Origin of the sequence: Actinophytocola sp., from assembly GCF_035634895.1 — a bacterium.
GTDB lineage: Bacteria > Actinomycetota > Actinomycetes > Mycobacteriales > Pseudonocardiaceae > Actinophytocola.
In genome coordinates this window covers 1-21,363 of the sequence record NZ_DASQCC010000140.1, presented here as the reverse complement: position 1 = coordinate 21,363, position 21,363 = coordinate 1, and the positions used below count along the sequence as shown (strand labels likewise).

Annotated in this window: 24 protein-coding genes and 1 pseudogene; 5 read left to right on the top strand and 20 right to left on the bottom strand. The window is 70.8% G+C overall.

Annotated features, from left to right (window positions below):
* Positions 1 to 12 precede the first annotated feature (12 nt).
* The 5 genes from VET29_RS20485 to proC form a co-directional block, all read right to left on the bottom strand.
* Positions 13 to 954 carry a lysophospholipid acyltransferase family protein gene (locus tag VET29_RS20485; protein WP_324922819.1) on the bottom strand — a complete coding sequence of 314 codons (942 nt, stop codon included), beginning with the start codon at positions 952 to 954 and terminating at the stop codon, positions 13 to 15.
* Between the two features lie 24 nt (positions 955 to 978).
* A complete protein-coding gene (locus VET29_RS20480; protein WP_324922816.1) occupies positions 979 to 1,917 on the bottom strand; it encodes an NAD-dependent epimerase/dehydratase family protein in 939 nt (312 codons plus the stop codon).
* Positions 1,918 to 2,087: 170 nt separating this feature from the next.
* Complete coding sequence (locus tag VET29_RS20475; RefSeq protein WP_018684825.1) at positions 2,088 to 2,189, bottom strand: 30S ribosomal protein bS22; 102 nt, start codon at positions 2,187 to 2,189, stop codon at positions 2,088 to 2,090.
* A 148-nt stretch (positions 2,190 to 2,337) separates the two neighbouring features.
* A complete protein-coding gene (locus tag VET29_RS20470; RefSeq protein ID WP_133905697.1) occupies positions 2,338 to 2,556 on the bottom strand; it encodes a helix-turn-helix domain-containing protein in 219 nt (72 codons plus the stop codon).
* A 129-nt stretch (positions 2,557 to 2,685) separates the two neighbouring features.
* Positions 2,686 to 3,501 (bottom strand): pyrroline-5-carboxylate reductase, encoded by an 816-nt coding sequence (proC, locus tag VET29_RS20465; protein WP_324922808.1) that lies wholly within the window; start codon positions 3,499 to 3,501, stop codon positions 2,686 to 2,688.
* A 33-nt stretch (positions 3,502 to 3,534) separates the two neighbouring features.
* Between proC and VET29_RS20460 the strand changes: the two genes are divergently transcribed.
* Positions 3,535 to 3,810, top strand: a complete 276-nt coding sequence (locus tag VET29_RS20460) for a hypothetical protein (RefSeq protein ID WP_324922805.1) — start codon at positions 3,535 to 3,537, stop codon at positions 3,808 to 3,810.
* 10 nt (positions 3,811 to 3,820) lie between these two features.
* Here the strand turns inward: VET29_RS20460 and VET29_RS20455 are convergent, their stop codons facing one another.
* The 8 genes from VET29_RS20455 to VET29_RS20420 all read right to left on the bottom strand — a co-directional run bounded on the left by VET29_RS20455 (position 3,821) and on the right by VET29_RS20420 (position 11,811).
* Positions 3,821 to 4,666: a thioesterase family protein gene (locus VET29_RS20455; RefSeq protein ID WP_324922802.1), complete on the bottom strand. Its 846-nt coding sequence runs from the start codon at positions 4,664 to 4,666 to the stop codon at positions 3,821 to 3,823.
* Positions 4,667 to 4,724: 58 nt separating this feature from the next.
* Positions 4,725 to 5,651, bottom strand: a complete 927-nt coding sequence (locus tag VET29_RS20450; RefSeq protein WP_324922800.1) for a proline dehydrogenase family protein — start codon at positions 5,649 to 5,651, stop codon at positions 4,725 to 4,727.
* 199 nt (positions 5,652 to 5,850) lie between these two features.
* A complete protein-coding gene (locus tag VET29_RS20445) occupies positions 5,851 to 6,624 on the bottom strand; it encodes a sugar phosphate isomerase/epimerase (RefSeq protein WP_324922798.1) in 774 nt (257 codons plus the stop codon).
* A gap of 1 nt (position 6,625) precedes the next feature.
* Positions 6,626 to 7,888, bottom strand: coding sequence for a hypothetical protein (locus VET29_RS20440; RefSeq protein ID WP_324922796.1), 1,263 nt, complete (start codon positions 7,886 to 7,888; stop codon positions 6,626 to 6,628).
* A gap of 123 nt (positions 7,889 to 8,011) precedes the next feature.
* Entirely contained in the window at positions 8,012 to 8,944 is a 933-nt protein-coding gene (locus VET29_RS20435; protein WP_324922793.1) for a Ppx/GppA phosphatase family protein, read from the bottom strand.
* 45 nt (positions 8,945 to 8,989) lie between these two features.
* On the bottom strand, positions 8,990 to 9,676 hold the full coding sequence (locus tag VET29_RS20430; RefSeq protein WP_324922791.1) for a response regulator transcription factor: 687 nt from the start codon (positions 9,674 to 9,676) through the stop codon (positions 8,990 to 8,992).
* On the bottom strand, positions 9,673 to 10,821 hold the full coding sequence (locus VET29_RS20425) for a sensor histidine kinase (protein WP_324922789.1): 1,149 nt from the start codon (positions 10,819 to 10,821) through the stop codon (positions 9,673 to 9,675). The genes VET29_RS20430 and VET29_RS20425 overlap by 4 nt, the downstream gene beginning before the upstream one ends.
* Before the next feature lie 108 nt (positions 10,822 to 10,929).
* Positions 10,930 to 11,811 carry an oxidoreductase gene (locus tag VET29_RS20420; RefSeq protein WP_324922786.1) on the bottom strand — a complete coding sequence of 294 codons (882 nt, stop codon included), beginning with the start codon at positions 11,809 to 11,811 and terminating at the stop codon, positions 10,930 to 10,932.
* Positions 11,812 to 11,906: 95 nt separating this feature from the next.
* Here VET29_RS20420 and VET29_RS20415 point away from each other — a divergent pair, with 95 nt between their 5' ends.
* Positions 11,907 to 12,530 carry a DNA-binding response regulator gene (locus VET29_RS20415; RefSeq protein WP_324922784.1) on the top strand — a complete coding sequence of 208 codons (624 nt, stop codon included), beginning with the start codon at positions 11,907 to 11,909 and terminating at the stop codon, positions 12,528 to 12,530.
* A 164-nt stretch (positions 12,531 to 12,694) separates the two neighbouring features.
* Here the strand turns inward: VET29_RS20415 and VET29_RS20410 are convergent, their stop codons facing one another.
* From VET29_RS20410 to VET29_RS20390, 5 genes are all read right to left on the bottom strand, one after another.
* Positions 12,695 to 13,447, bottom strand: coding sequence for a phosphoglyceromutase (locus VET29_RS20410; RefSeq protein ID WP_324922780.1), 753 nt, complete (start codon positions 13,445 to 13,447; stop codon positions 12,695 to 12,697).
* Between the two features lie 414 nt (positions 13,448 to 13,861).
* Complete coding sequence (locus tag VET29_RS20405; protein WP_324922893.1) at positions 13,862 to 14,332, bottom strand: YbjN domain-containing protein; 471 nt, start codon at positions 14,330 to 14,332, stop codon at positions 13,862 to 13,864.
* Positions 14,333 to 14,361: 29 nt separating this feature from the next.
* Entirely contained in the window at positions 14,362 to 15,639 is a 1,278-nt protein-coding gene (mshA, locus tag VET29_RS20400; protein ID WP_324922775.1) for a D-inositol-3-phosphate glycosyltransferase, read from the bottom strand.
* A 37-nt stretch (positions 15,640 to 15,676) separates the two neighbouring features.
* Entirely contained in the window at positions 15,677 to 16,522 is an 846-nt protein-coding gene (locus tag VET29_RS20395) for an alpha/beta hydrolase (protein WP_324922771.1), read from the bottom strand.
* Between the two features lie 106 nt (positions 16,523 to 16,628).
* A complete protein-coding gene (locus VET29_RS20390; protein WP_324922891.1) occupies positions 16,629 to 17,777 on the bottom strand; it encodes a L,D-transpeptidase in 1,149 nt (382 codons plus the stop codon).
* Between the two features lie 183 nt (positions 17,778 to 17,960).
* Here VET29_RS20390 and VET29_RS20385 point away from each other — a divergent pair, with 183 nt between their 5' ends.
* Positions 17,961 to 18,674: an SDR family NAD(P)-dependent oxidoreductase gene (locus VET29_RS20385; protein ID WP_414636544.1), complete on the top strand. Its 714-nt coding sequence runs from the start codon at positions 17,961 to 17,963 to the stop codon at positions 18,672 to 18,674.
* A gap of 16 nt (positions 18,675 to 18,690) precedes the next feature.
* On the opposite strand, the gene VET29_RS20380 is transcribed toward VET29_RS20385, so the two are convergent.
* Positions 18,691 to 19,758, bottom strand: a complete 1,068-nt coding sequence (locus VET29_RS20380; RefSeq protein ID WP_324922768.1) for a UDP-N-acetylmuramate dehydrogenase — start codon at positions 19,756 to 19,758, stop codon at positions 18,691 to 18,693.
* Here VET29_RS20380 and VET29_RS20375 point away from each other — a divergent pair.
* Both VET29_RS20375 and VET29_RS20370 read left to right on the top strand, forming a co-directional pair.
* Positions 19,757 to 20,272, top strand: coding sequence for a DUF2505 domain-containing protein (locus VET29_RS20375; RefSeq protein WP_324922766.1), 516 nt, complete (start codon positions 19,757 to 19,759; stop codon positions 20,270 to 20,272). The two genes, VET29_RS20380 and VET29_RS20375, sit on opposite strands and share 2 nt — an antisense overlap.
* Complete coding sequence (locus VET29_RS20370) at positions 20,251 to 21,072, top strand: class I SAM-dependent methyltransferase (RefSeq protein WP_324922761.1); 822 nt, start codon at positions 20,251 to 20,253, stop codon at positions 21,070 to 21,072. Before VET29_RS20375 ends, VET29_RS20370 begins: the two co-directional genes overlap by 22 nt.
* 155 nt (positions 21,073 to 21,227) lie before the next feature.
* Here the strand turns inward: VET29_RS20370 and VET29_RS20365 are convergent.
* Positions 21,228 to 21,363: pseudogene (locus VET29_RS20365) on the bottom strand (IS701 family transposase); the annotation flags it as partial.

Genomic DNA, 21,363 nt, shown 5'->3' with positions numbered 1-21,363 from the left:
CCCTCAGTCCCGTCAGCCCCGGAAGACGGACCGGCGCCCGGCCACCATGCCGTCCAGCGTCTGCTGGACCGTGTCGCGGACGTGCTCGGCCGTCTCCAGCGCGGCGCCGTGGTCGTCGGTCTCGTCCGGGGTGGCCAGGTCGGTGCGGACGGGCGTGCCGAAGTCGATGTGCCACTTCGTCGGCAGCGGGACCGCGCCGAGCGGGCCCAGCAGCGGGAAGAACGGCGTGACCGGGAAGTACGGCAGGCCGAGCAGCTTCGCGACCGGCTTCAGGTCGGCGATCTTCGGGTAGATCTCCTCGGCGCCGACGATCGAGCAGGGGATGATCGGCACGCCCGCCCGCATGGCGGTGCGTGCGAACCCGCCCCGGCCGAACCGCTGCAGCCGGTAGCGCTCGCTGAACGGCTTGCCGATGCCCTTGAAGCCCTCCGGCCACACGCCGACGAGCTCACCGGACCGAAGCAGGCGCTCCGCGTCGGCGCCACACGCCAGGGTCTGGCCGGTCCGGCGGGCGAGCGTGCTCAGCACCGGCACCCTGAACACCAGGTCGGCGCCCAGCATGCGCAGGTGCTTGCCCCGCGGGTGGTTGTCGTGCACGGCGATCGCGGTCATGACCGCGTCCCACGGCAACGTGCCGGAGTGGTTGGCGACGACCAGCGCGCCGCCGTCGACCGGCAGGTTCTCCGCACCCGTGACCTCGACGCGGAACCACTTCTCGTACATCAGCCGCAGCGGCGGCATGATCACCGCGTCGGTCAGCTGGGGGTCGAACCCGAAGTCGTCGACCGGGTAGTCGCCGGTCAGGCGGTTGCGGACGAAGCCGGCGAACGTACTCGCCAGCGACTCCGGCCGGGGTCGCAGCTCGATCACCGGCGCGAGCCGGCGCGGCGGTGTCTCCGGCGCCCCTGGCTCTCTCGGGCGCAGCGGAATGACTTCGGCTTCCTGTACAGGCACGTCTTCCCCTCAACGAAGCTTCGCTCAGAACCGCGCGGTGGCGGAGCGGCCGTGGACGTAGTCGTCGAACGCGGCGGCGGTGGTCCACTTCGGCGTGAACCCGAACGTGGTCTTGAGGCGGGTCGTGTCGATGACCCGGCCGTAGCTGAGCAGCCGAGCCTGGCCCGGTGACAGGTCGACCCTGCCCGCCAGGCGGGTACCGAAGCCGATGGCGGCCCGGGGCAGCGGCAGCGGGACGCGGCCGGCGCGGCGGATCGCCTGGGACAGCATCAGCACCCCGTCCCCGCCCGCGTTGAAGACGCCGGGCAGGTGATGGGTCGCGGCGCGGTTCAGCACCGCCAGCGCGTCGTTGACGTGCAGGAGCTGCACGCGGGCGTCGAAGCCGAGCACGGTCGGCACCACGGGCAACGAGAAGTACCTGGCGAGCGCGTTGTCCACGCCAGGGCCGATGACCTCGGCCAGCCGGATGACGGTCAGCTCGACGTCCGGGCGGCGGCGGGCGAAGCCGCGGACATAGCCCTCGACCTCGACCTCGTCGGCGTGGCCCTGTTCCGGGGCGTCCTGCTCGGTGAACACGGCCGGCGAGCTCGCGCTCGCGCCGTACACCTCCGCGGTGGACTTCACGACCAGCTTGCGCACGCTGTCCGCCCGCTGGCAGGCGGACAGGAGCCGCATCGTGCCGATGACGTTGAGCTCCTTGATGGCGGCCCGTCTCGGCCCGACACTCGGCCGGGGCGCGGCGTGCACCACCGTGTCGACCCGCGCGGAGTCGATCACCTTGGCGATCCTCGGTCCTCGGATGTCCGCGCGGACGAACTCCACCCGCGCGTCGCGTGGGCCGGGTCCTGGCGTCACGTCGACACCCAGCACCCGGTCGATGGCCGGATCGGCCGCCAACCGGGCGGCGAGCTGGCCACCGAGCTGGTCGGCGACTCCGGTGACGAGGACAACCCTGGACGCCATGCGACTCCGATGACTCGAGTTCGGCGGTCCGCGCCCTAGCATGCGTTGCGGACCGTCCGCGACTCTACATCCGAATCGTGATCGATTCGTCGCCGGCAACGAGTAGTTAACGCAGGTCACACGCTGTTTTGGTGGATGTCACCCGTTTGGCGGACACCCACCAATCGGCGTTACTTCTTCAGCTTGCGACGCTGCACGCGGGTCTTCCGGAGCAGCTTGCGGTGCTTCTTCTTGGACATGCGCTTGCGGCGCTTTTTGATGACCGAGCCCATGCGGAACCTCTGCTTCATCGGTGGTCGGGTCTACCTGGACAGCAGCGACCATCTCGACCAAACAGGTCCGGTAACGGACGCGCCCCATGACACCAGGCAACGGGCATCAAGATTACCTGGGCGTCATGGGACGCTCGGCACCGGCCACCTAGCCGGCGTCGAAATAGGCACTACGCAGGTAGTCGTGCACCGCCTGCTCGGGTACCCGGAACGACTTGCCGACCCGTACCGCGGGCAGCTCGCCGTTGTGCACCAGGCGGTACACCGTCATCTTCGAAACTCGCATCATGGTGGCCACCTCGGCCACGGTCAGGAACTGCACCTGTGCGAGACCAGGTGGCTCCGGTTCTTTCCTGTTCGCCGGCATGCTCACCGCGTCCTTCGACACGTGTCGCGCCGCCGGCTTCCCCACCGACGGTATCGACACGCACGTGCTACTCCCGAGACTAGCGGGACTGGTGTGACTGATGCGATGCCACGCGCCACGAATTTTTGATCATTTCGGGTCGTGCGCCTTCCCCAGCTCCTGCGACCGGTCCCGCGCGGCCTCGATCGCGGCGAGCAGCGCGGCCCGGACGCCGTGCTTCTCCAGCTCGCGGATGGCCATGATCGTCGTGCCGGCCGGCGAGGTCACCGCCTCGCGGAGGATGACCGGGTGCTCGCCGGTCCTGGCCAGCATGGCGGCGGCGCCGACGGCCGACTGGATGATCAGCTTCTCGGCGACCGCGCGCGGCAGGCCGAGCAGGATCCCGGCGTCGATCATGGCCTCGACCAGGTAGAAGAAGTAGGCGGGACCGGAGCCGGACAGGGCGGTCACGGCGTCCTGCTGCGACTCCGGCACCCGCACGACCTGGCCGACGACCGAGAGCAGCTCCTCGACCGTCCTGAGGTGGTCGTTGGTGGCGTGCCGCCCGGGCGAGATGGCGGACATGGCCTCCCCGACGACCATCGGCGTGTTGGGCATCACCCGGACGACGGGCACGCCCTCGCTGAGCCGCCGCTCGTACAGGCTGGTGGGCAGGCCCGCGCAGAGCGAGACGACGAGTGTGTCGCGGGTGGCGTAGGGCGTCAGCTCGTCCAGCAGCGGCTCGATGTCCTGCGGCTTCACGGCCACGACGAGCACGGTGGCCGTCTTGGCCGCCGTGGCGACGTCGACGGCGGGGAGGCCGTAGCGAGTGGTCAGCTCGGCAGCCCGCTCGGGGTGACGTTCGGTGAACATGAGCTCGTCGACCCGGCGGCCGCCGGAGAGCAGCCCGGAGAGGAGTGCCTCCCCGATCTTCCCGGCCCCGAGCACCGCGATGGAATCTGTCATGCGGGACAGCGTGCCACGCTAGCGTCTCCAGGCATGTCGACCGGTACTGCCTTCGTCCTCGGTTTCCTGCTCGGTGTCGTGCTGATGCTGGTGGTGTTCCTGAGCGTGCGCCACCGACCCCAGCCACCGGTCGTGCTTTCGGAGGTGGGTGAGGAAACACTGGGCCGGGCCCGTGACCTGGTGGCCCGCGGCGAGATCGTCCACGCGGTGAAGGTCGTCCGCGAGGAGACCGGCCTCGACCTCGTCCGCGCCAAGGCGGTCGTCGACCGGCTGCCACGAACCACCGGGAAGGACGACGACCTCCCGTAAGCGGCGCCGGCTAGGGCTTCGCCGACAACGCCAGCTGGCGGGACTGGCAGACGAGGCGTCCCGTGGCGTCCACGACCGTCGCGTCGGCGTCGAACCACGCGCCGTGGACGGCCTTGCAGTCGACCTGGACGCGTAGCCAGCCCGGGGCGGGGCGAGAGCGGAGCAGCCCGGTCATCTGGACCGTCGGGGACCAGCCGAAGCGGCCGAGGTTGAACGTCACCGGTGGCGAGATGTCGCCCACCAGCAACGCGAAGAACGGGTCAACCTGTTCGTTCCTCGGCCTCGCCCACAGCCGCAGCCGGGGCGGGTCGTTCGTCTGGCCGTGCAGGAAGCCGGCGCCGTTCGGGTCCAGGCGCACGTCGCAGCCCTCGGTCAGGCGGAACACCGAGGCCATCGGCAGCGCCGCCAGGTCCAGTGCGTTGCCCGGTGGCTCGGACGGCAGGTTCGGCAGGTCCGACCACGCCGCCCGCTCGCGTGGCAACCGGCCCGTCGTCACCACACCCTCCACGCACGACTGACCGCGCTGCTCCAGCTGCACGCCCACGACCGTCGTCTGCCGGCCGCTCTTGCGGACCTCGGTGCGGATCAGCACCGGGCCCAGCTCGGGCGCACGCAGGAACTGGGCGCTCACCGTCAACGGGTCGGCCGCCGGGGCGCCGCCGGCCGACGCGACCCCCGCACGGGCCAGCAGGGCCACCAGGAAGCCGCCATGGGGCTTGCCGGCGATGGTCCATGGGCTGGACAGCGTGGCGGCGAACGTGCCGTCGCCGAGCGGGCGGACGCGTGACGCGGTGGTGAACGGCCCGGCCGAACCGTGCCCGGCGCGCGCGTCGCCATGACCCGCAAGACTGCTCATGATTATTACCCTGCCACGTTCTCGGGATCTTGATCAGAGAATGCCGTCAGATTCTTGATCACCTGCGGGATACCAAGGCACGCAAGAAGAACGCGGTGTTCGCGGGGCGCTCGGCGAGCCTGCGCATGAGGTAGCCGTACCACTGCACGCCGTAAGGAACGTACACGCGCACGGTGTGTCCTCGACCAGCGAGCCGCAGTTGCTCGTCCGGTCTGATGCCGTACAGCATCTGGAACTCGAAGCTGCCCGGCTTTCTGCCGAGCGCCTCCGCACGAGTGCCGATGATCTCGACGAGTCGGGGGTCGTGGGTGGCGAACATGGGGAAGCCGTCGCCACGCAGGAGGACGTTCGCGCACCGCACGTAGCCGAGGTCGACCTGGTGCGGTTCCGCGAAGGCGACCTCCGGCGGCTCGGCGTAGGCGCCCTTGCACAGCCGCACCCGTGAGCCGTCGCCGGACAGGCGGGCCGAGTCCAGCTCGGTGCGGTGCAGGTACGACTGGAGCACCGCGCCGACCCACGGCCAGGTCGCGCGCAGGTCACCGAGGACCCGCAGGGTCGAGTCGGTGGTGGTGTGGTCCTCCATGTCGAGGGTGACCGTGGTGCCGGCCTGCTCGGCGCGCGCGCAGATGCGCCCGGCGTTCTCGAGGGCGAGCGCCTCGTCGAACGCCTGGCCCACGGCCGACAGCTTGACGCTGACCTCGGCGTGCTTCGCCAGGCCCTCGCGCTGGAGGCCGTCGAGCAGGTCCAGGTAGGCCTCGACGGTCTGCTCGGCCAGCGCCTTGTCGGTCGTGTCCTCACCGAGGTAGTCGAGGGTGACGTTGAGTCCCTGGTCAACGAGTTTCCTGGTGACGGTGAGCGCGTCGGCGGTGGCCTCACCGGCCACGAACCGCCGGACGACATCCCGGCTCACCGGAGCGGTCGCGACCAGCCGGCGGATCACGTCGTTGCCGGCCGCGGCCAAGATGAGGCTGCGTAAGGGGTGCACGGACGGGACTCTACGGGCAGCCGCCAACCCTTGGGTGGTGTGCGGCTCGGTCGTCTCGCGTGCCAGCTCAGCGCGTGTGTGGGCGCGATGTCGATCGTGCGGCCGGCTCCGGGTGCCGGCCGGGCGGCCGTGTGCACGAAACCGCGACTCGGGGTGTGTGAACGCGGGACTCGGGGTGTGTGAACGCGGGACTCGCGGGTTACTGGCCCAGGTGCAGGCGGGCGAAGAGGAGGGACTCGGCCAGGTCCTTGGTGCGTTCTGGGCCGGTCCTGGCCCGGCGGGTGTTGATCTCCACGACCACCTGGCCGGTGAAGTCGGTCACCGACTCGCAGACCTGTGCGCACGGCTGGGTGCCGCGGCCCGGGACCAGGTGCTCGTCGCGGGGGAGGCCGGTGCCGTCGGCCAGGTGGACGTGGTGGAGCGCGTTGCCCATGCGGCGGCGCAGGGCCATCGCGTCCTCGCCCGCCGCCGCCGTGTGGGACAGGTCCAGGGTGTAGTTGCGGTAGCCCACGTCCGTCGGGTCGATCGACGGGTCGAACGCGGTCACCTGGCGGCCGAAACGGCGCACCGGGAACATGTTCTCCACCGCGATCGCGATGCCGGACGAGTCTTCCAGCTCCGCGACCAGGTCGGCGAAGCCGTCGGCGTACCGGCGCTGCCAGCGGAACGGCGGGTGGATCACGACCGTCGGCGCCCCCAGCTCGACCGCGGCCGCCACCGAGCGGCGCAGGCGCTCCTCCGGCAGCGGCGACCACACCCGCTGCGTGATCAGCAGGCACGGCGCGTGCACCGCCATGACCGGCACGCCGAACTGCCGTGACCGCCGCCGCAGCGCCACCGGGTCCTGGCTCAGGGGATCCGCCCAGACCATCACCTCGACGCCGTCGTAACCGAGCTGGGCCGCCAGCTCGAACGCCGTGGAGGCCGTGCGTGGCCACACCGACGCGGTCGACAGCCCGACCCGAACGGTCACGTCAGCGGTTCAGCAGCAGCAACGCCGCCGGCGACACGGTGACGACCAGGCCCACCAGCACGGCCAGCACGGTGGTCTGCAGGTCCTCCGCCTTGCGGATCTTCCGGACGATCAGCACCAGGCCGGTGGTCACGACCAGCGCCACCACCAGCGCGGCCGCGGGCAGGAAGCCCCACAGCCAGTTGAACCCGAGCCAGACCGCGGCGCCGCCGATGACACCCAGCGCGAGCTGGGCGAGCATGATCAGCCATTCCCGCACCGGCGAGCGCTCGCGGTCGCCGTCGAGGTCGTCGTCCTCGAGGTCCTCCAGCTCGTCGAGATCGTCGAGGTCGTCCCTGTCGCGGTCCCTGTCGCGGTCGCGGCGCAGGTCGTCGTCGTCGAGCAGGTTGTCGTACTGGGCCGAGTCGTAGCGGTCGCCCGGGTAGGACCGCTCGCCGGTGTCGTACCGCTCGTCCGGGTCGGCCGGCGGGTACGCGTTGCGGTAGCCGCTCTCCTCCGGCTCCGCGTACGGGTCGTAGGCCGGCGCGTACTGCGTCGGGACGTCGGCCGGCGGCATCGGGCGGCGCCCGGACATCGAGCCGTCCACCGGGACGCGGCCGGGCACCCTGGGCAGCTCCTCGGTCGTCTCCGCCGACGGGCCGGCCATGGACGGCGGCGTGGGCAGCGGAGGGGAGACGGGCGGCGCCAGGTCCCCGTCCAGCCGCGAGCGGATGCCCGAACGGTCCCGGGTGCCGCCGGGGGGCGGCGGCATGGGCATGCGCTGGGACGGCTGCGGGCGCGGCATCTGCCGCGACGGCTGCGGTGCGGGACGGGGCGGTGGCTGGTCGCGCACCGGGGGCGGCTCGACCCGTCCGGTGAAGCCGGACGGCATCCGGCTGGACGACTGCTGGCCGGGGCCGGGGGACGGCGCGGGCTGCGGCCGCGGCATCTGCTGTGAGGGCTGTGGAGGCAGCGGTCTCGGTATGCGCTGCGACGACTGCTGGCCCGGTGTCCCGCCACGCGGCGTGATCTGCCGCTGGTAGCCACTGCGTTCGGCGCCCCTGCGGTGCGACGTGCGCTCCGGCGGCGGCATGTCGTCGCGGATGGCCTGCATCTCGCCGGACTCCGACATCACCCGGTCGATGATCTGCTGAGCGCCGGTGTCGCCCATGTCGTCCGCACGCCGACGACGGCGCCGGGGCTGGTTGCCCGCGTCGGCGCCGTACTTCGCGAGCAGCTCCGCGACCGTCCGCTGAGGCTGCTCTGGTCCGCCTTCGTGACTCATCGACTCCACCGTGCCCGGCGCCGGCCGATTCGTCCAGCGGCGACGCCCGAAGGGCTCTCATATTCGTAACGTGCGAACCACATTATGAATGGCCCCCGGTGAGGTCCTCGTCGTGCATCACGGCTACTCCCCATCAGCCTGGTCGAGCCGCCGCAGGATGACTCCCTCACGCAGCGCCCATGGACAGATCTCCAGCTCCGGCAGGTCCAGCGCGTGCAACGTGGCCTGCGCCACCAGCGCGCCGGCGACGAGCTGGTGCGCGCGGCTCGCGCTGACGCCCTCCAGCTCGGCCAGATCGGCGGCACTCATCCTGGAGACGAACGCGATGAGCTGCCGCAACCCCGCCTGGGTAAGCACCCGCCGCACCCGTGGACCGGCCGTCGACGGCGCGGCCCCGGTCAGCCTGGCGAGCGTCCGGAAGGTCTTCGACGTGGCCACCACACGGTCCGGGTCACCGTGCTTGGCGACCTTCCGCGCCACCGGCGCGAGCTGGTCGGCCAGCCACGCCGAGGTCTCGGTGATCTCGGTGCGGGTCGGCGGGTCGCCCGCGAACCGCTCCCGGCTGATCCGGCCGGCCCCGAACGGGACCGACTTGGCGTAGTCGGGTGCCTCGTCGATGCCGATCCCGAGCTCCAGGGAGCCGCCGCCGATGTCGAGGACGAGCAGCCGGCCGGCGGACCAGCCGAGCCACCGGCGGGCGGCGAGGAAGGTCAGCTTCGCCTCGTCCTTGCCGGTGAGCACCTTCAGCTCGACACCCGTCTCGTCGCGGACCCTGGCCAGCACGTCGGTCACGTTGCCGCAGTCGCGAACCGCCGAGGTCGCGAAGGCCATGAGGTCCTCGCAACCCAGCTTGGCGGCCGACTTCTTGGCGTCGGCGACCGAGCTGACGAGGTCGTCCACCCCCTCCGCGGAGAGGTCGCCCGCGCCGGTCAGCCGCTCGGCCAGCCGCAGCACCGAACGCCGCGAGCTGGCCGGCATCGGGTGCGCGCCACGATGCGCGTCCACGACAAGAAGGTGGACGGTGTTGGACCCAACGTCCAAGACCCCAAGGCGCACGAGGCGAGAGATTACCTGTAGGTCGCGGTTAGGGAAGGGTTTCCGTCACGATTCGAACTTGTAGCCCAGCCCACGCACGGTCACGAGGTGGCGCGGCGAGGCCGGGTCGGGCTCGATCTTGGACCGCAGCCGCTTGACATGGACGTCCAGCGTCTTGGTGTCGCCGACGTAGTCCGCCCCCCACACCCGGTCGATCAGCTGCCCGCGGGTGAGCACCCGCCCGACGTTGCGCAGGAGGTACTCGAGCAGGTCGAACTCCTTCAGCGGCAGCGGAATCTCGGTGCCGTCGACGGTCACCACGTGCCGTGCGACGTCCATCCGGACCGGGCCAGCGGCGAGTACCTGCGGCAGCAGCTCGCCGTCGCCGGACTCACCCCCGCGGCGCAGCACGGCGCGGACCCGGGCGATCAGCTCACGGGCCGAGTACGGCTTCGTCACATAGTCGTCCGCGCCGATCTCCAGACCGACGACCTTGTCGATCTCGCTGTCCCGGGCCGTGACCATGATCACCGGCACGGTCGAGCGCTGGCGCAGCGCCTTGCACACGTCGGTGCCGCTCATCCCCGGCAGCATCAGGTCGAGCAGCACGATGTCCGCGCCGTTGCGGTCGAACTCCTCCAGCGCCTGCTGGCCGGTACTCGCGACGGCGGCCGTGAAGCCCTCCTTGCGCAGCAGGAAAGCGAGCGGGTCGGCGAACGACTCCTCGTCCTCGACGATCAGCACCCTGGTCACTGCTTTCCTCCTGTGCTGTTGACACCGCTGGAGTTGGAATGGGCGGGGATGCGCAGCGTGAACGTGGACCCGGTGCCCGGCCGGCTCCACAGCTTGACCTCGCCGCCGTGGTTGGCGGCGACGTGCTTGACGATGGCGAGCCCGAGACCGGTGCCGCCGGTGGCCCGCGAGCGGGCCTTGTCGAGCCGGTAGAACCGCTCGAAGACACGTTGCTGCTCGTCCTCCGGGATGCCGATGCCCCGGTCGGTGACGGAGATCTCCACGAACTCGCCGACGCGGCGGCGGCTGATCGAGACCGGGCTGCCCGGCTGGGAGTACGCGAGTGCGTTCTCCAGGAGGTTCGCGAGGGCCGTGACCAGCAACGTCCGGTCTCCCTCGACGAGCAGTGCGCTGTCGGTGTCGGTGGCGATGTCGATGCCGGTGCTCTCCGCGGCCAACTTCGCGCGGCCGAGGGCATCCCGCACGACCGCGTCGACGTCCACCGCGTTCAGCTCGGGCAGGCGCTCGGCGCCCTGGAGGCGGGACAGCGCGATGAGCTCGGTGACGAGCGTGCCGAGGCGGGTCGCCTCGTGGAGGATCTTCGTGGTGAAGCGGCGGACGGCCGCCGGGTCGTCCGCCGCGTTCAGCACGGCCTCGGCCAGCAGCGCCATCGCGCCGACCGGGGTCTTCAGCTCGTGGCTGACGTTGGCCACGAAGTCGCGCCGGGTGGCCTCCAGGCGGACCGCCTCGGACTCGTCGGCCGCGTCCACGACCAGGAAGCCGTCGCCGAGCGGGCGGATCTCCCCGCGGACGGCCTCCGGGCCGCGGCCGAAGGCACGCTCCTGCGGCCGCAGCTCGATCTCGACCGGCTCACCGGTCTCCTTGGCCAGCTCGGCGGCCTTCTTGGTGTGGTTGTCGACGCGGCGGTTGCGGACCACACCCAGTTCCTCGGCGCGCCGGTTGTGCTGCACGACGTCGCCGAACTGGTTCAGGATGACGATCGCGTTGTGCGCGGAGAAGACCAGCCGCTGGAGTAGCACCGAAATGGTCGGACCGGCCGGAGGCTGCGCCGCCGACCGGTGTCGTGCCCCGGCGATTCCCACACCGGCCACGAGGCCGACGACCAAAGCACCGGCTGTCAGGAATGTCCAGACCAAGTCGGTCACGGGCGAATCGTAAGCAGGTCAGGGGTGCCGCGGGCCAGTGCGCCACGGGCATAGGTGATTGTCCCGACACCTAACAGGGGCGTTGTTCGTCCTGGCGCAAGCCCGCGTTCACCTGATCGTGTCCAAGCGGGACATCTCCTCGTCGGTCAGCCGCAACCCGGCCGCCGCGACGTTCTCCGCCAGATGGGCCGGGTTGCCGGTGCCGGGGATGGCGAGGACGTTCGGTCCCTTGTGGAGTGTCCAGGCGAGCCGGATCTGGGCCGGCGTGGCGTCGTGCGCGGCGGCGACCTCGGCGATCACGTCCGCCTCGGTCTCGTCCGGCGGCCCGCCGGGAACTCCCCCGACGGCGAAGAACGGGACGAAGGCGACGTCGTTGGCCGCGCACAGCTCGATGAGCGCGTCGTCCTCGCGGCGGGTGGTGAGTCCGTACTGGTTCTGGACGCACACGACCGGTGCGATGTCGATGGCCTCCTTCAGGTGCTCGGGGCCGACGTTGGAGATGCCGAGGTGCCGAATGAGACCCTCCTGGGCAAGCTCGGCCAGCGCCTCGAAGCGGTCCCTGAGCGGGGTCGTGCCGCGTTCGAGCCCCTCGCCGATGCGGAGGTTGACGACCTCGAGGTGGTCGAGGCCGAGCTGGCGGATGTTCTCCTCGACCTGTCCGCGGAGCTGGCCCTTGGTGGTCGCCCGGACGAAGTTGGACTCCAGGTCGCGGCCCGGGCCGACCTTGGTGGTGATGACCAGGTCCCGCGGGTACGGGCTCAGCGCGGTGTTGATCAGCTCGTTGGCGGAGCGGAGGTTGGAGAAGTAGAAGGCGGCGGTGTCGATGTGGTTGACACCGAGCTCGACGGCCTTCTGGAGGACCTCGATGGCCGTGGCACGGTCACTGGGCGTGCCGTCCGCCCTGGCCATGAGCCGCATGGCCCCGAACCCGAGCCGGTTGACGGTACGGTCGCCGAGCCGCCAGGTGCCGGCAGCGCTTGCGTTTGTCATGGGTTCCAGCCTGCTGTCGGCGCGTTCCGGCCGCCGGTTTTGGCAACTTCCTGCCGACATTGGCGACCGCGGTGCCGCTCGGGAAGACTTGCCGTATGAACGCTGACGTCGTCCACGGCGAGGAGGAGCTGTTCGCGCGGACGTCCCACCTGTTCGCGACGGCCAGCGAGATCTTCTGTGCGGCGAAGGACCTGAACACCTTCGCGACGACCCGGCCGCCAACCGAGCCGGTGTCGATGCCCCGGCTGCGGAAGGTCTACCAACCGGCGGCGCTGCTGAACCCGTCGACGGCGCAGCACATGCGGACCGTGTCGCGGCGGCGTGCCGCCGAGATCCGCATCACCACGGACGACCTGAACGAGACGATCATCATCGACCGCCGGTTCGCGATCCTCGCGGGGGACCTGCGGGACGGCCAGCGGAGCTACGGGGTGGTGACGGCGCCCGCGGTGGTCCAGAACGTCCTGTCCCTGTTCGACGCGGCCTGGCGGTCGGCAACGGATCTGGCTGTGTACGACGCCCGGTACGCGGAGCTGCGGTCGCTTGCACCGCGGGTCCTGGAGCTGCTGGCGTCGGGCTGCAAGGACGAGACGGCCGCACGAACGCTCGGCCTGGGCGTACGGACGTACCGACGGCGCGTGGCGGAGCTGATGACCGCGCTAGGCGCCGAGTCCCGCTTCCAGGCAGGCATGCGAGCCCGCGACCTGGGCCTCCTCTAACCGCGAGTCCCGCGTTCAAACCTAGCGAGTCCCGCGATCGAACAGTACGAGTTGCGGTTTCGTGCAGGTCTGGTGTGCACGAACCGCAACTCGGTGTGTGTGAACGCGGGACTCGGTGTGTGTGAACGCGGGACTCGGTGTGGGTGAACGCGGGACTCGCGGGGTTAGCGGCCCTGGTTCGCTACGGCGGCGGCGGCTTTTTCCGCTTGTTCGGGGTCGAGGTAGGTGCCGCCCGGGTTCAGGGGCTCCAGTTGGTCGTTGAGGTCGTAGCGGAGTGGGATGCCGGTCGGGATGTTCAGGCCGGCGATCGCGTCGTCCGAGATGCGGTCCAGGTACTTCACGAGGGCGCGCAGTGAGTTGCCGTGGGCGGCCAGCAGGACCGTCCTGCCGGCGCGCAGGTCCGGGATCACGGCCGACTCCCAGTACGGGAGCATGCGGGCGACCACGTCCTTCAGGCACTCCGTCCGGGGAATCTCCGCGCCGGCGTACCGAGGGTCGCCCTCCTGCGAGAACTCCGCGTCCGGCTCGATCGGCGGGGGCGGGGTGTCGTAGGAGCGGCGCCAGAGCATGAACTGCTCCTCGCCGAACTCCTCGAGCGTCTGCTTCTTGTTCTTCCCCTGCAACGCACCGTAGTGCCGCTCGTTGAGGCGCCAGTCGCGCTTCACGGGGATCCAGTGGCGGTCGGCGACGTCCAGTGCGATGTTCGCCGTCGCGATGGCCCGGCGCAGCACCGAGGTGTGCACGATGTCGGGCAGCAAGCCAGTCTCACGAAGCAACTCACCCCCGCGCCGGGCCTCCGCCTGGCCCTTGGTCGACAGGGGGACGTCAACCCAGCCGGTGAACAGGTTTTCCGCGTTCCATTCGCTCTCGCCGTGGCGGAGCAGGATCAGGGTTCCGACCGAAATCGATCCAGACATGCCCAGCAGCCTGCCAGACCAGCACAAGCTGCACTTCAGCGCCCACGGACGTGACGACCGTTCGGGCCAAGCTAAGTGCTCCGAACAACGCTGTGTTGAACTGGCCAGTAAGGTTCGTGACCTAATAGTTACCTACGGAGCGCGATTACCCCTTCGCGTATTGAACAGTGGCCTTGTGTAACCGCGCGACTTCTGACAGGTTGACGGAGCCCTTGCGGATCAGCTCCCACGCACTCCCTGATCCGGGAGGGCAGCAGTACGGCTCGTCTCCCCTGCCGAGCCGTACCCCGCCCGGAATCCCAGGGTGCCCCCCGCTCAGGGCTCCGACGCGGCGGGAACCTAAACGCGGGGCGGCTTGGGATCGCGACTCCCCCCTCGCCCAAGCCGCTCCGCGAACCCCGTGTGCATACAAAATCAAACCTTCCCCGAAGGCGTCAGCATGTGCTCGAACGCCTTCAGGTTCGCCAGGGACTCCCCGCGGGACACCCGCCATTCGTACTCCCGGCGGATCGACGTCGCGAAACCGATCTCCAGCAGAGTGTTGAAGTCGCCGTCCGCGGCCTCCAGGACCTGGCCGAGCAGCCGGTCCAGCTCGTCGTCCGTCACGTGCGAGACCCGCCCGACCAGGTAGATGTCGCCCAGCTGATCCACTGTGTACGCCACCCCGTACAGACGAGCGTTCCGGCGCAGCATGAACCGGTACACGTCCTCGTGTGCCTCGTCCGGGCGCCGGCACACGAACGCCTCGACCACCAGCGCGTGCGGGTTCACCCGCAGCCACACGTTGGTCTGCAGCTTCTTGGTCCCGGGCAGCGTCACGAAATACCGCCCCGCGCCCGGCGAGGTGTACTTCAGCTCCCGCTCGGCGAGAAAGGCCTCGATCACCTCGGCCACCCCTCGCTCCGGCCGTTCCGTCACACCGCCACCTCCGCCTCGAAGACCGCCCGCCGGAACGCGTTCGCGGCGTCGGCATATCCCGCCACCAGCGCGTCGGTCGTACGGTCCCACGAGAACTCCCGTGCGTGCGCGACGGCGCCCTGTGCCAGCAGCGGACGCGACCGCAGCGCCGAGACCAGCGCGGACGCCCACGTCTCGGCCCGGTGTCCGGCGACCAGCAGCCCGGACCGGCCGTTCGCCACCGCCACCGGCAGCCCGCCGACCGCGGCGGCGACCACCGGCGTGCCACATGCCTGCGCCTCCAGCGCGACCAGCCCGAACGACTCGTTGTGGCTCGGGACCGCGACGACGTCGGCCGCCAGGTACACGTCGCGCAGGGCCATGCCGCGGCGCGGCGGCAGGAACCGGACGACGTCCGCGATGCCGAGCGAGGAGGCCAACTCCTGCAGGGCCGTGGGCGCCTCGAGCCCGGTCCCGGACGGTCCGCCGACGATCACGACGACCAGCCGCGACCGGTCGACCGAACCATGCGCGACCAGCTCGGCCGCGGCGCGCAACAGCACGTCAGGCGCCTTCAGGGGCTGGATCCGGCCGACGAACGCCAGCACGACCGAGGACGGCGAGAGGCCGAGCGCCTGCCGGGCCGCCAGCCGTGACCCCGGCCGGAACATGTCCAGGTCCACCCCCGGCGCGACCGTGTGCACCTTGTCCACCGACGCCCCGTACAGGTCGAGGAGCTGCGCGGCCTCCACGTCGGTGTTGGCGATCAGCTGGTCGGCCTCGTCGACCACCTGCTGCTCGCCGATCTCCCGCAGCCGCGGCTCCGGGGTGTCCCCCTCGGCCAGCGCGGCGTTCTTGACCTTCGCGAGCGTGTGCGCGGAGTGCACCAGCGGCACGCCCCAGCGGTCCCGCACCAGGTACCCGACCTGCCCGGACAGCCAGTAGTGCGAGTGCACGAGGTCGTAGTAGCCGGGCTCGTGCCGGGCCTCGGCCCGCAGCACGCCTGCGGTGAACGGGCACAGCTGCGCGGGCAGTTCGTCGCGGGCGAGCACCTCGTACGGACCGGCGGTCACGTGCCGGACCAGCACGCCGGGCGCCAGCTCGGCGGTCGGCGGCAGGTCGGAGGAGGTGGCCCGGGTGAAGACCTCGACCGCGATGCCCTGCCTGGCCATTCTCGTGGCGGTCTGGGTGATGTAGACGTTCATGCCGCCCGCGTCGCCGGTGCCGGGTTGCTCCAGCGGCGACGTGTGCAGGGACAGCACGGCCACCCGCCGGGGCAGCCTGCGCAGCCTCACGACGGACCCATCTAGGACCGACACACGGACCCCCGACTCAGTTGGTAGCGGTCGACCCCGCGAACTCGAGCAGGGCCGCGTCGAACTCCTCACGACGTTCTGTGAACGGCAGATGTCCTACTGATGAGAACCAACGCACGACCGCGCCCGGAATCTTCCCGGCCGAGTACTCGGCGCTGCTCGGCGCCACGACCGCGTCCTCGGTCCCGTGCAGGATCAGCGTGGGCACGTCGACGCCCGCCAGCACCTCCGCACTGCCGACATCCCGCCTGAACAGGGCTTTCCGCACACTCGGCGGCACCGAGAGCATCTCGCCGACGTGCCGCTGGAGGTCCGGACCGGGCCGCGGGGTCGTCGTCATCCGCTTCGCGAGCGTGGTCAGCGCGGGCACGGCCTCGTCCGGGTCGTCGGACACCGACTCCCGCATGATGCCGTCCCAGGCGCCGCCGACCGCGCCGCCGGGGCGATCCCGGCCCAGCTCGGTCAGCGCGCCGACCAGCACCAGGCCCGCGACCCCGGCGCTGCGGCGTTCCCGCAGGTAGTCGGTGAGGACGAGGCCGCCGTAGGACCAGCCGACGAGCACCGCGGGCCGGCCGGCGTAGGCCAGCACGGCCGCGATGTCGTCCGCCCAGGTCGCCGCCCGGTCGTAACCGCTGACCGGCACGTCCGAGGCGCCGTGGCCACGCAGGTCGACGGCGATGAGCCGGTGCCGGGCCGCCAGCTCCAGGTCGGTCAGCTGCGCCGACCAGGCCCTGCTCGACGACGCCCAACCGTGCACGAACACGATGGGCGGCGCCTGGGGGTCGCCGACGGCTCGAACCGCTATGCGCACCCCCTCGGCGCCCCTGAGTTGGTGCTGCGTGGATCTGGTCGCTTCGCTCATCCGCCTGGCCGCCTCCTTCCCTCGTCGCGGGCTCGACGCTCGTTCCTCGCTCGCGAGCCCGCTCCTCGGTCAGTCCGGCGGGAGGCTCCTCCGCTCCCGCTCCTGCTCAGCTCAGCGCCGACATGGTCTTCCACTGGTCCCACGAGATGAGCCAGTCGAACACGTCCGAGGTGGTCGGGTAGTTGGCCACCGAGCCGGTGATCTCCACCGGGTCGCCGATCAACGCGCTGTCGAAGTAGGACTTGGCGTCGTTCTCGAGCAGGTTCACGCAGCCGTGCGAGCTGTTCTTCTTGCCGATGTTGGCCGCGTTGTCGTTGTTCTCGTGGATGAACTCGCCGTGGTTGGAGATGCGGACGGCCCACTTCTTCATCACGTTCGTGTACCCGTACTTCGGGTTCGAGAAGTCGCCGACCGGGTCCTTCTCCATGACGATCACGGTGCCGTTCGGCGTCGTGCGGTCCGGGTCGCCGTCGAGACCGTTGCTGGACGGGTAGCTCGCGGTCAGGTTGCCGTCGCGGTAGACGTTCATCACGTGGTCCGGCGTGTGGATCTTCACGACCTGGTTGCGGCCGATGGTGAAGCTCGTCGACAGGTCGGCCTTGCCGTACGCGCCGCCGCCGTAGGCCAGGCCGTACAGCTTCGCGGTGACCGTGACCTGCGTGTTCGCCGGCCAGTACGCCTTGGGCCGCCAGTCGACCTGGCTCTTGCTGATCCAGGCCCACGAGCCTTCGACGGGCTGCGAGGTCTGCACGTTGAGCGCCTTCTCGACGGCTGCCCGCTCCTCCTTCGTGGGGCCACCCTCGGGGAACTTGATGCTGACCGGCATGCCGACGCCGACCGTGGCGTTGTCGCTCGGGTTGATCGTCGCGCGGGGCGTCGAGCCGGGGTTCAGCGTGGTGAAGGAGCCCTTCTCGGTGGTCTCCTTGCCCTTCGCGTTCTTGGCGGTGGCCGTGTAGCTGTAGGTCTTGCCGTAGCCGAGGACCTCGCCGCTGGCCCAGCTCTTCTTGTCCGCGGCGATCGCTCCCTTGATCGGCGCGCCCTCGGCGTTCGTGACCGTCACCACGGTCAGGTCACCACCGGACGCGGTGACCTTGACGGGCTCGGTCACCGCGACGTCCTTCGCGCCGTTCGCGGGCGCGAAGGCGATCTTGGCCGGCATCTCCTTCTTGTCGACGGGATTGGCGCTCCCGCCCTCCGTCGACGTACAGGACGCGAGCATGGCGATGGCGGTGACCAACATCGTGGCCGTACCCATCAACCGCCGTCCGGATCTCACCGTTCAACCTCCGACCTAGCTAAGTCCCTCTAGTGGTTAAGGACGCCCCACCGCCGTCAGGGGTGTGCCTCCGAAAGTGTGACTGTCGTCACCGGAGGCCCGCTCTGCGGGTCGGTTACCCACGGAGAGAGGATCGTCAACGTGAACAACCTCGGCACAGCGATTGTTACCGGTGCGAGCTCGGGAATCGGCGCCGCCACCGCGAGACACCTGGCGAAGGCCGGATTCCGGGTGGTTCTGGGTGCGCGCCGGATGGACCGCCTGACCGAGCTGGCCGCCGCGATCGACGGCGTGGCCCTGCCGCTGGACGTGACCGATCCCGCGTCGGTGACCGCGTTCGTCGAGGCAGCGGGCCCGTGCCGGGTGCTGGTGAACAACGCGGGCGGCGCCATGGGCCTGGCTCCGGTGGCCTCCGCCGACGAGGACCACTGGCGCTGGATGTGGGAGACGAACGTCATGGGCACCCTGCGCGTGACGAAGGCCCTGCTGCCGGCCCTGGTGGCATCGGGCGACGGACATGTGGTGACCATCACGTCGGTGGCGGCCGCCGAGGTGTACGACAACGGCGCCGGCTACACGAGCGCCAAGCACGCCCAGTCGGCGTTGCACCGGACGTTGCGCGGTGAGCTGCTCGGCGAGCCGGTGCGGTTCACCGAGGTGCTGCCGGGCCTGGTGGAGACGGAGTTCTCGCTGGTCCGCTTCGAGGGCGACGCGGCACGGGCGGACGGGGTGTACTCCGGACTGACGCCGCTGACCGCGGACGATGTGGCGGAGGTGGTGACGTTCGCGGTCACCAGGCCGTCGCACGTGAACCTGGACCAGATCGTGATGAAGCCGCGGGCCCAGGCGTCGGCGTCGCGGGTGCACCGGGAGTGAGCTCGGCTCTCGACGGCTAGAGCGTGCAGCCCACCAGCACCGGCTCCGCGGCCAGGGTGACGCCGAACGTCGTGTGCACGCCGTCGCGGACCTCCCTTGCCAGGGCGAGGATCTCCGACGTCGTCGCGTGGCCCCGGTTGGTGAGGGCCAGGGTGTGCTTGCTCGACAGCGCCACCGGGGCGTCCGCGCCCGGGTAGCCCTTCGCGAAGCCGGCACGTTCGATCAGCCACGCCGCCGACAGCTTCGACGTGCCCACGCCCGCCGGGTACTGCGGCACCGGCGTCTCCGCGCCGACGACCGACGCGATCCGTTCGAGCACCGCGGGCAGGTCCGCCTCCGTGACCACCGGGTTCGTGAAGAACGAGCCCACGCTCCACGTGTCGTGGTCGTCCGGGTCCAGGACCATCCCCTTGCCCCGCCGCAGCTCAAGCACCGCCGCCCGCGCGTCCGGGGCCGGCACCTGCTTTCCCTGCCGCACACCGAGAACACGGGCCAGCTCGGTGTACCGGATCGGCGCGGACATGCCGCCGTCGGCCAGCTCGAACCGGACACGCAGGACCACCGCGCGTTCGGTGTTCTTCAGCATGCTCGTCCGGTAGCCCAGCGCCAGCTCATCGGCCGCGAGCGTGCGGACTTCGCCGGACGCGCGGTCGAGCAGGTCCACCGAGATCAGCAGCTGGCCGATCTCCACGCCGTACGCGCCCACGTTCTGCACCGGCGTCGCGCCAACCGAGCCGGGGATGCCCGACAGGCACTCCAACCCGCCGAGCCCGGCCTCCACGGTCTGCCGGACGACCGCGTCCCAGTCCTCACCAGCCTCGACGGTCAGCGCCACGCGGCCGTCGCCCAGGGAGTCGATCTTGCTGCCACGGTTGGCGACGCGCACGACCGTGCCGTCGAAGCCCTTGTCGGCGATGACCAGGTTGGAGCCGCCACCCAGCACGAGGAGGCGGTCGCGGGTCTCCCGGATCGCGGTCACGACCTCCTCGGCGGACTCGGCCGACACGAACCGGGTGGCAGGGCCGCCGACACGCAGGGTCGTGTACCCGGAGAGTGGCACCGCGGCGAGGGGGAGGCTCGTCATGGGGAGCAACGGTAACCTCCCGTTCATGCCGAGCCGCTTCGAGCACCGCGCGACCCTCGCCGCGCCCGTCGACACCGTCTACTCGACGCTGGTCGACGAGGCGTTTCTCACCGCCCGCCTGCGGGACATCGGCGGCAAGGGCGCGGCGCTGCTCGACCACCGGACCAGCGCCGACGGCGCGGCCTACAAGCTGCGCCAGGGCGTCGACGCCAACCGTCTGCCCGGCGCGGTCCGGTCGATCCTGAGCGGCGACCTGATCGTGGAGCGGGAGGAACGCTGGCAGGGCCGCGAGTCGGCGGGGCGGGCCACGATCAACGGCGTGCCGGCCGAGATCAAGTCGCGCGGCCGCCTCGCGTCGAAGGGCGACGGCACGGAGCTGGTGGTCAGCGCGGAGGTCAAGGTCAGCATCCCGCTGATCGGCGGGAAGATCGAGAAGGTCGTCGCCGAGCAGGTCACCAAGCTGCTGGCCGCCGAGGCGGAGTACGCCGAGAAGTGGCTGGCCGAGCGCGCCTAGCCGGGTCCGGTGCGCGCTCCGCGAAGCCGCTGGGCAACCCGACCCGCGGCACCACCAACCCGAACCGGCTGCGACGGTCCGACCGCTGGCTGACCGGCACGCCGTGGGTCGCCAGGGCCCTCGCCGGCGCCGCCGACCCACTGGTCGTGGACCTCGGCTACGGCGCGACCCCGGTGACGACGATCGAGCTGGCGCGCCGGCTCGCGTCGGTCCGGCCGGACGTGCGGGTCCTCGGGCTGGAGATCGACCAGGAGCGCGTGGACGCGGCACTGCCGGCCGCCGATCCGCCGCGGCTGGACTTCCGGCGGGGCGGGTTCGAGCTGGGTGGGACGCGGCCGGCGCTGGTGCGGGCGTTCAACGTGCTGCGCCAGTACGAGGAGGCGGAGGTCGCGGCCGCGTGGACGACCATCACGTCGCGGCTCGGCCCGGGTGGGCTGCTGGTGGAGGGCACGTGTGACGAACTGGGCCGGCGCTGCTGCTGGGTCACACTGGACGCGGCCGGGCCGTTGACGATCACGTTGGCGTGCAGGCCTGCCGACCTGGCTGTCCCGTCCGACCTGGCGGAGCGGTTGCCGAAGGTGCTGATCCACCGGAACGTGCCGGGTGAGCGGGTGCATGCGCTGTTCACGGCGCTGGACCGCTGCTGGGCGCGTGCGGCGCCGTTCGCCAACTTCGGTCCACGGGCTCGCTGGACGGAGGCCGTCGCACTCCTGAGACAGGACTGGCCGGTGCGGGACAACCGCCGCAGATGGCGCCTCGGCGAGGTGACCCTGGACTGGGCGGCCGTCACACCCGGCTAGCGCGCCGGCACCCGGGACGACATCGGGGTGTTGGACGTGACCTGGCACTAGTAGGACTTTGTTAGTTCGTCATGGTGGTCGTTGGTGGCAGGTGGGGCATCGGCCTGTCCAGGTGGCCAGCAGGACCTGGAGTTCGGTGAGGATCTTGTTGAGGGTTAGGCCGCCCCAGCTGCTTTTGGGCTGTGGAGGCGGAGTTCGGTGAGGAAGAGGTGGGCGGCGGTGACCAGGGTGACGTGGCGGTGCCAGCCGGTCCAGTTGCGGCCTTCGAAGTGGGTGAGTCCGAGGCCGGTT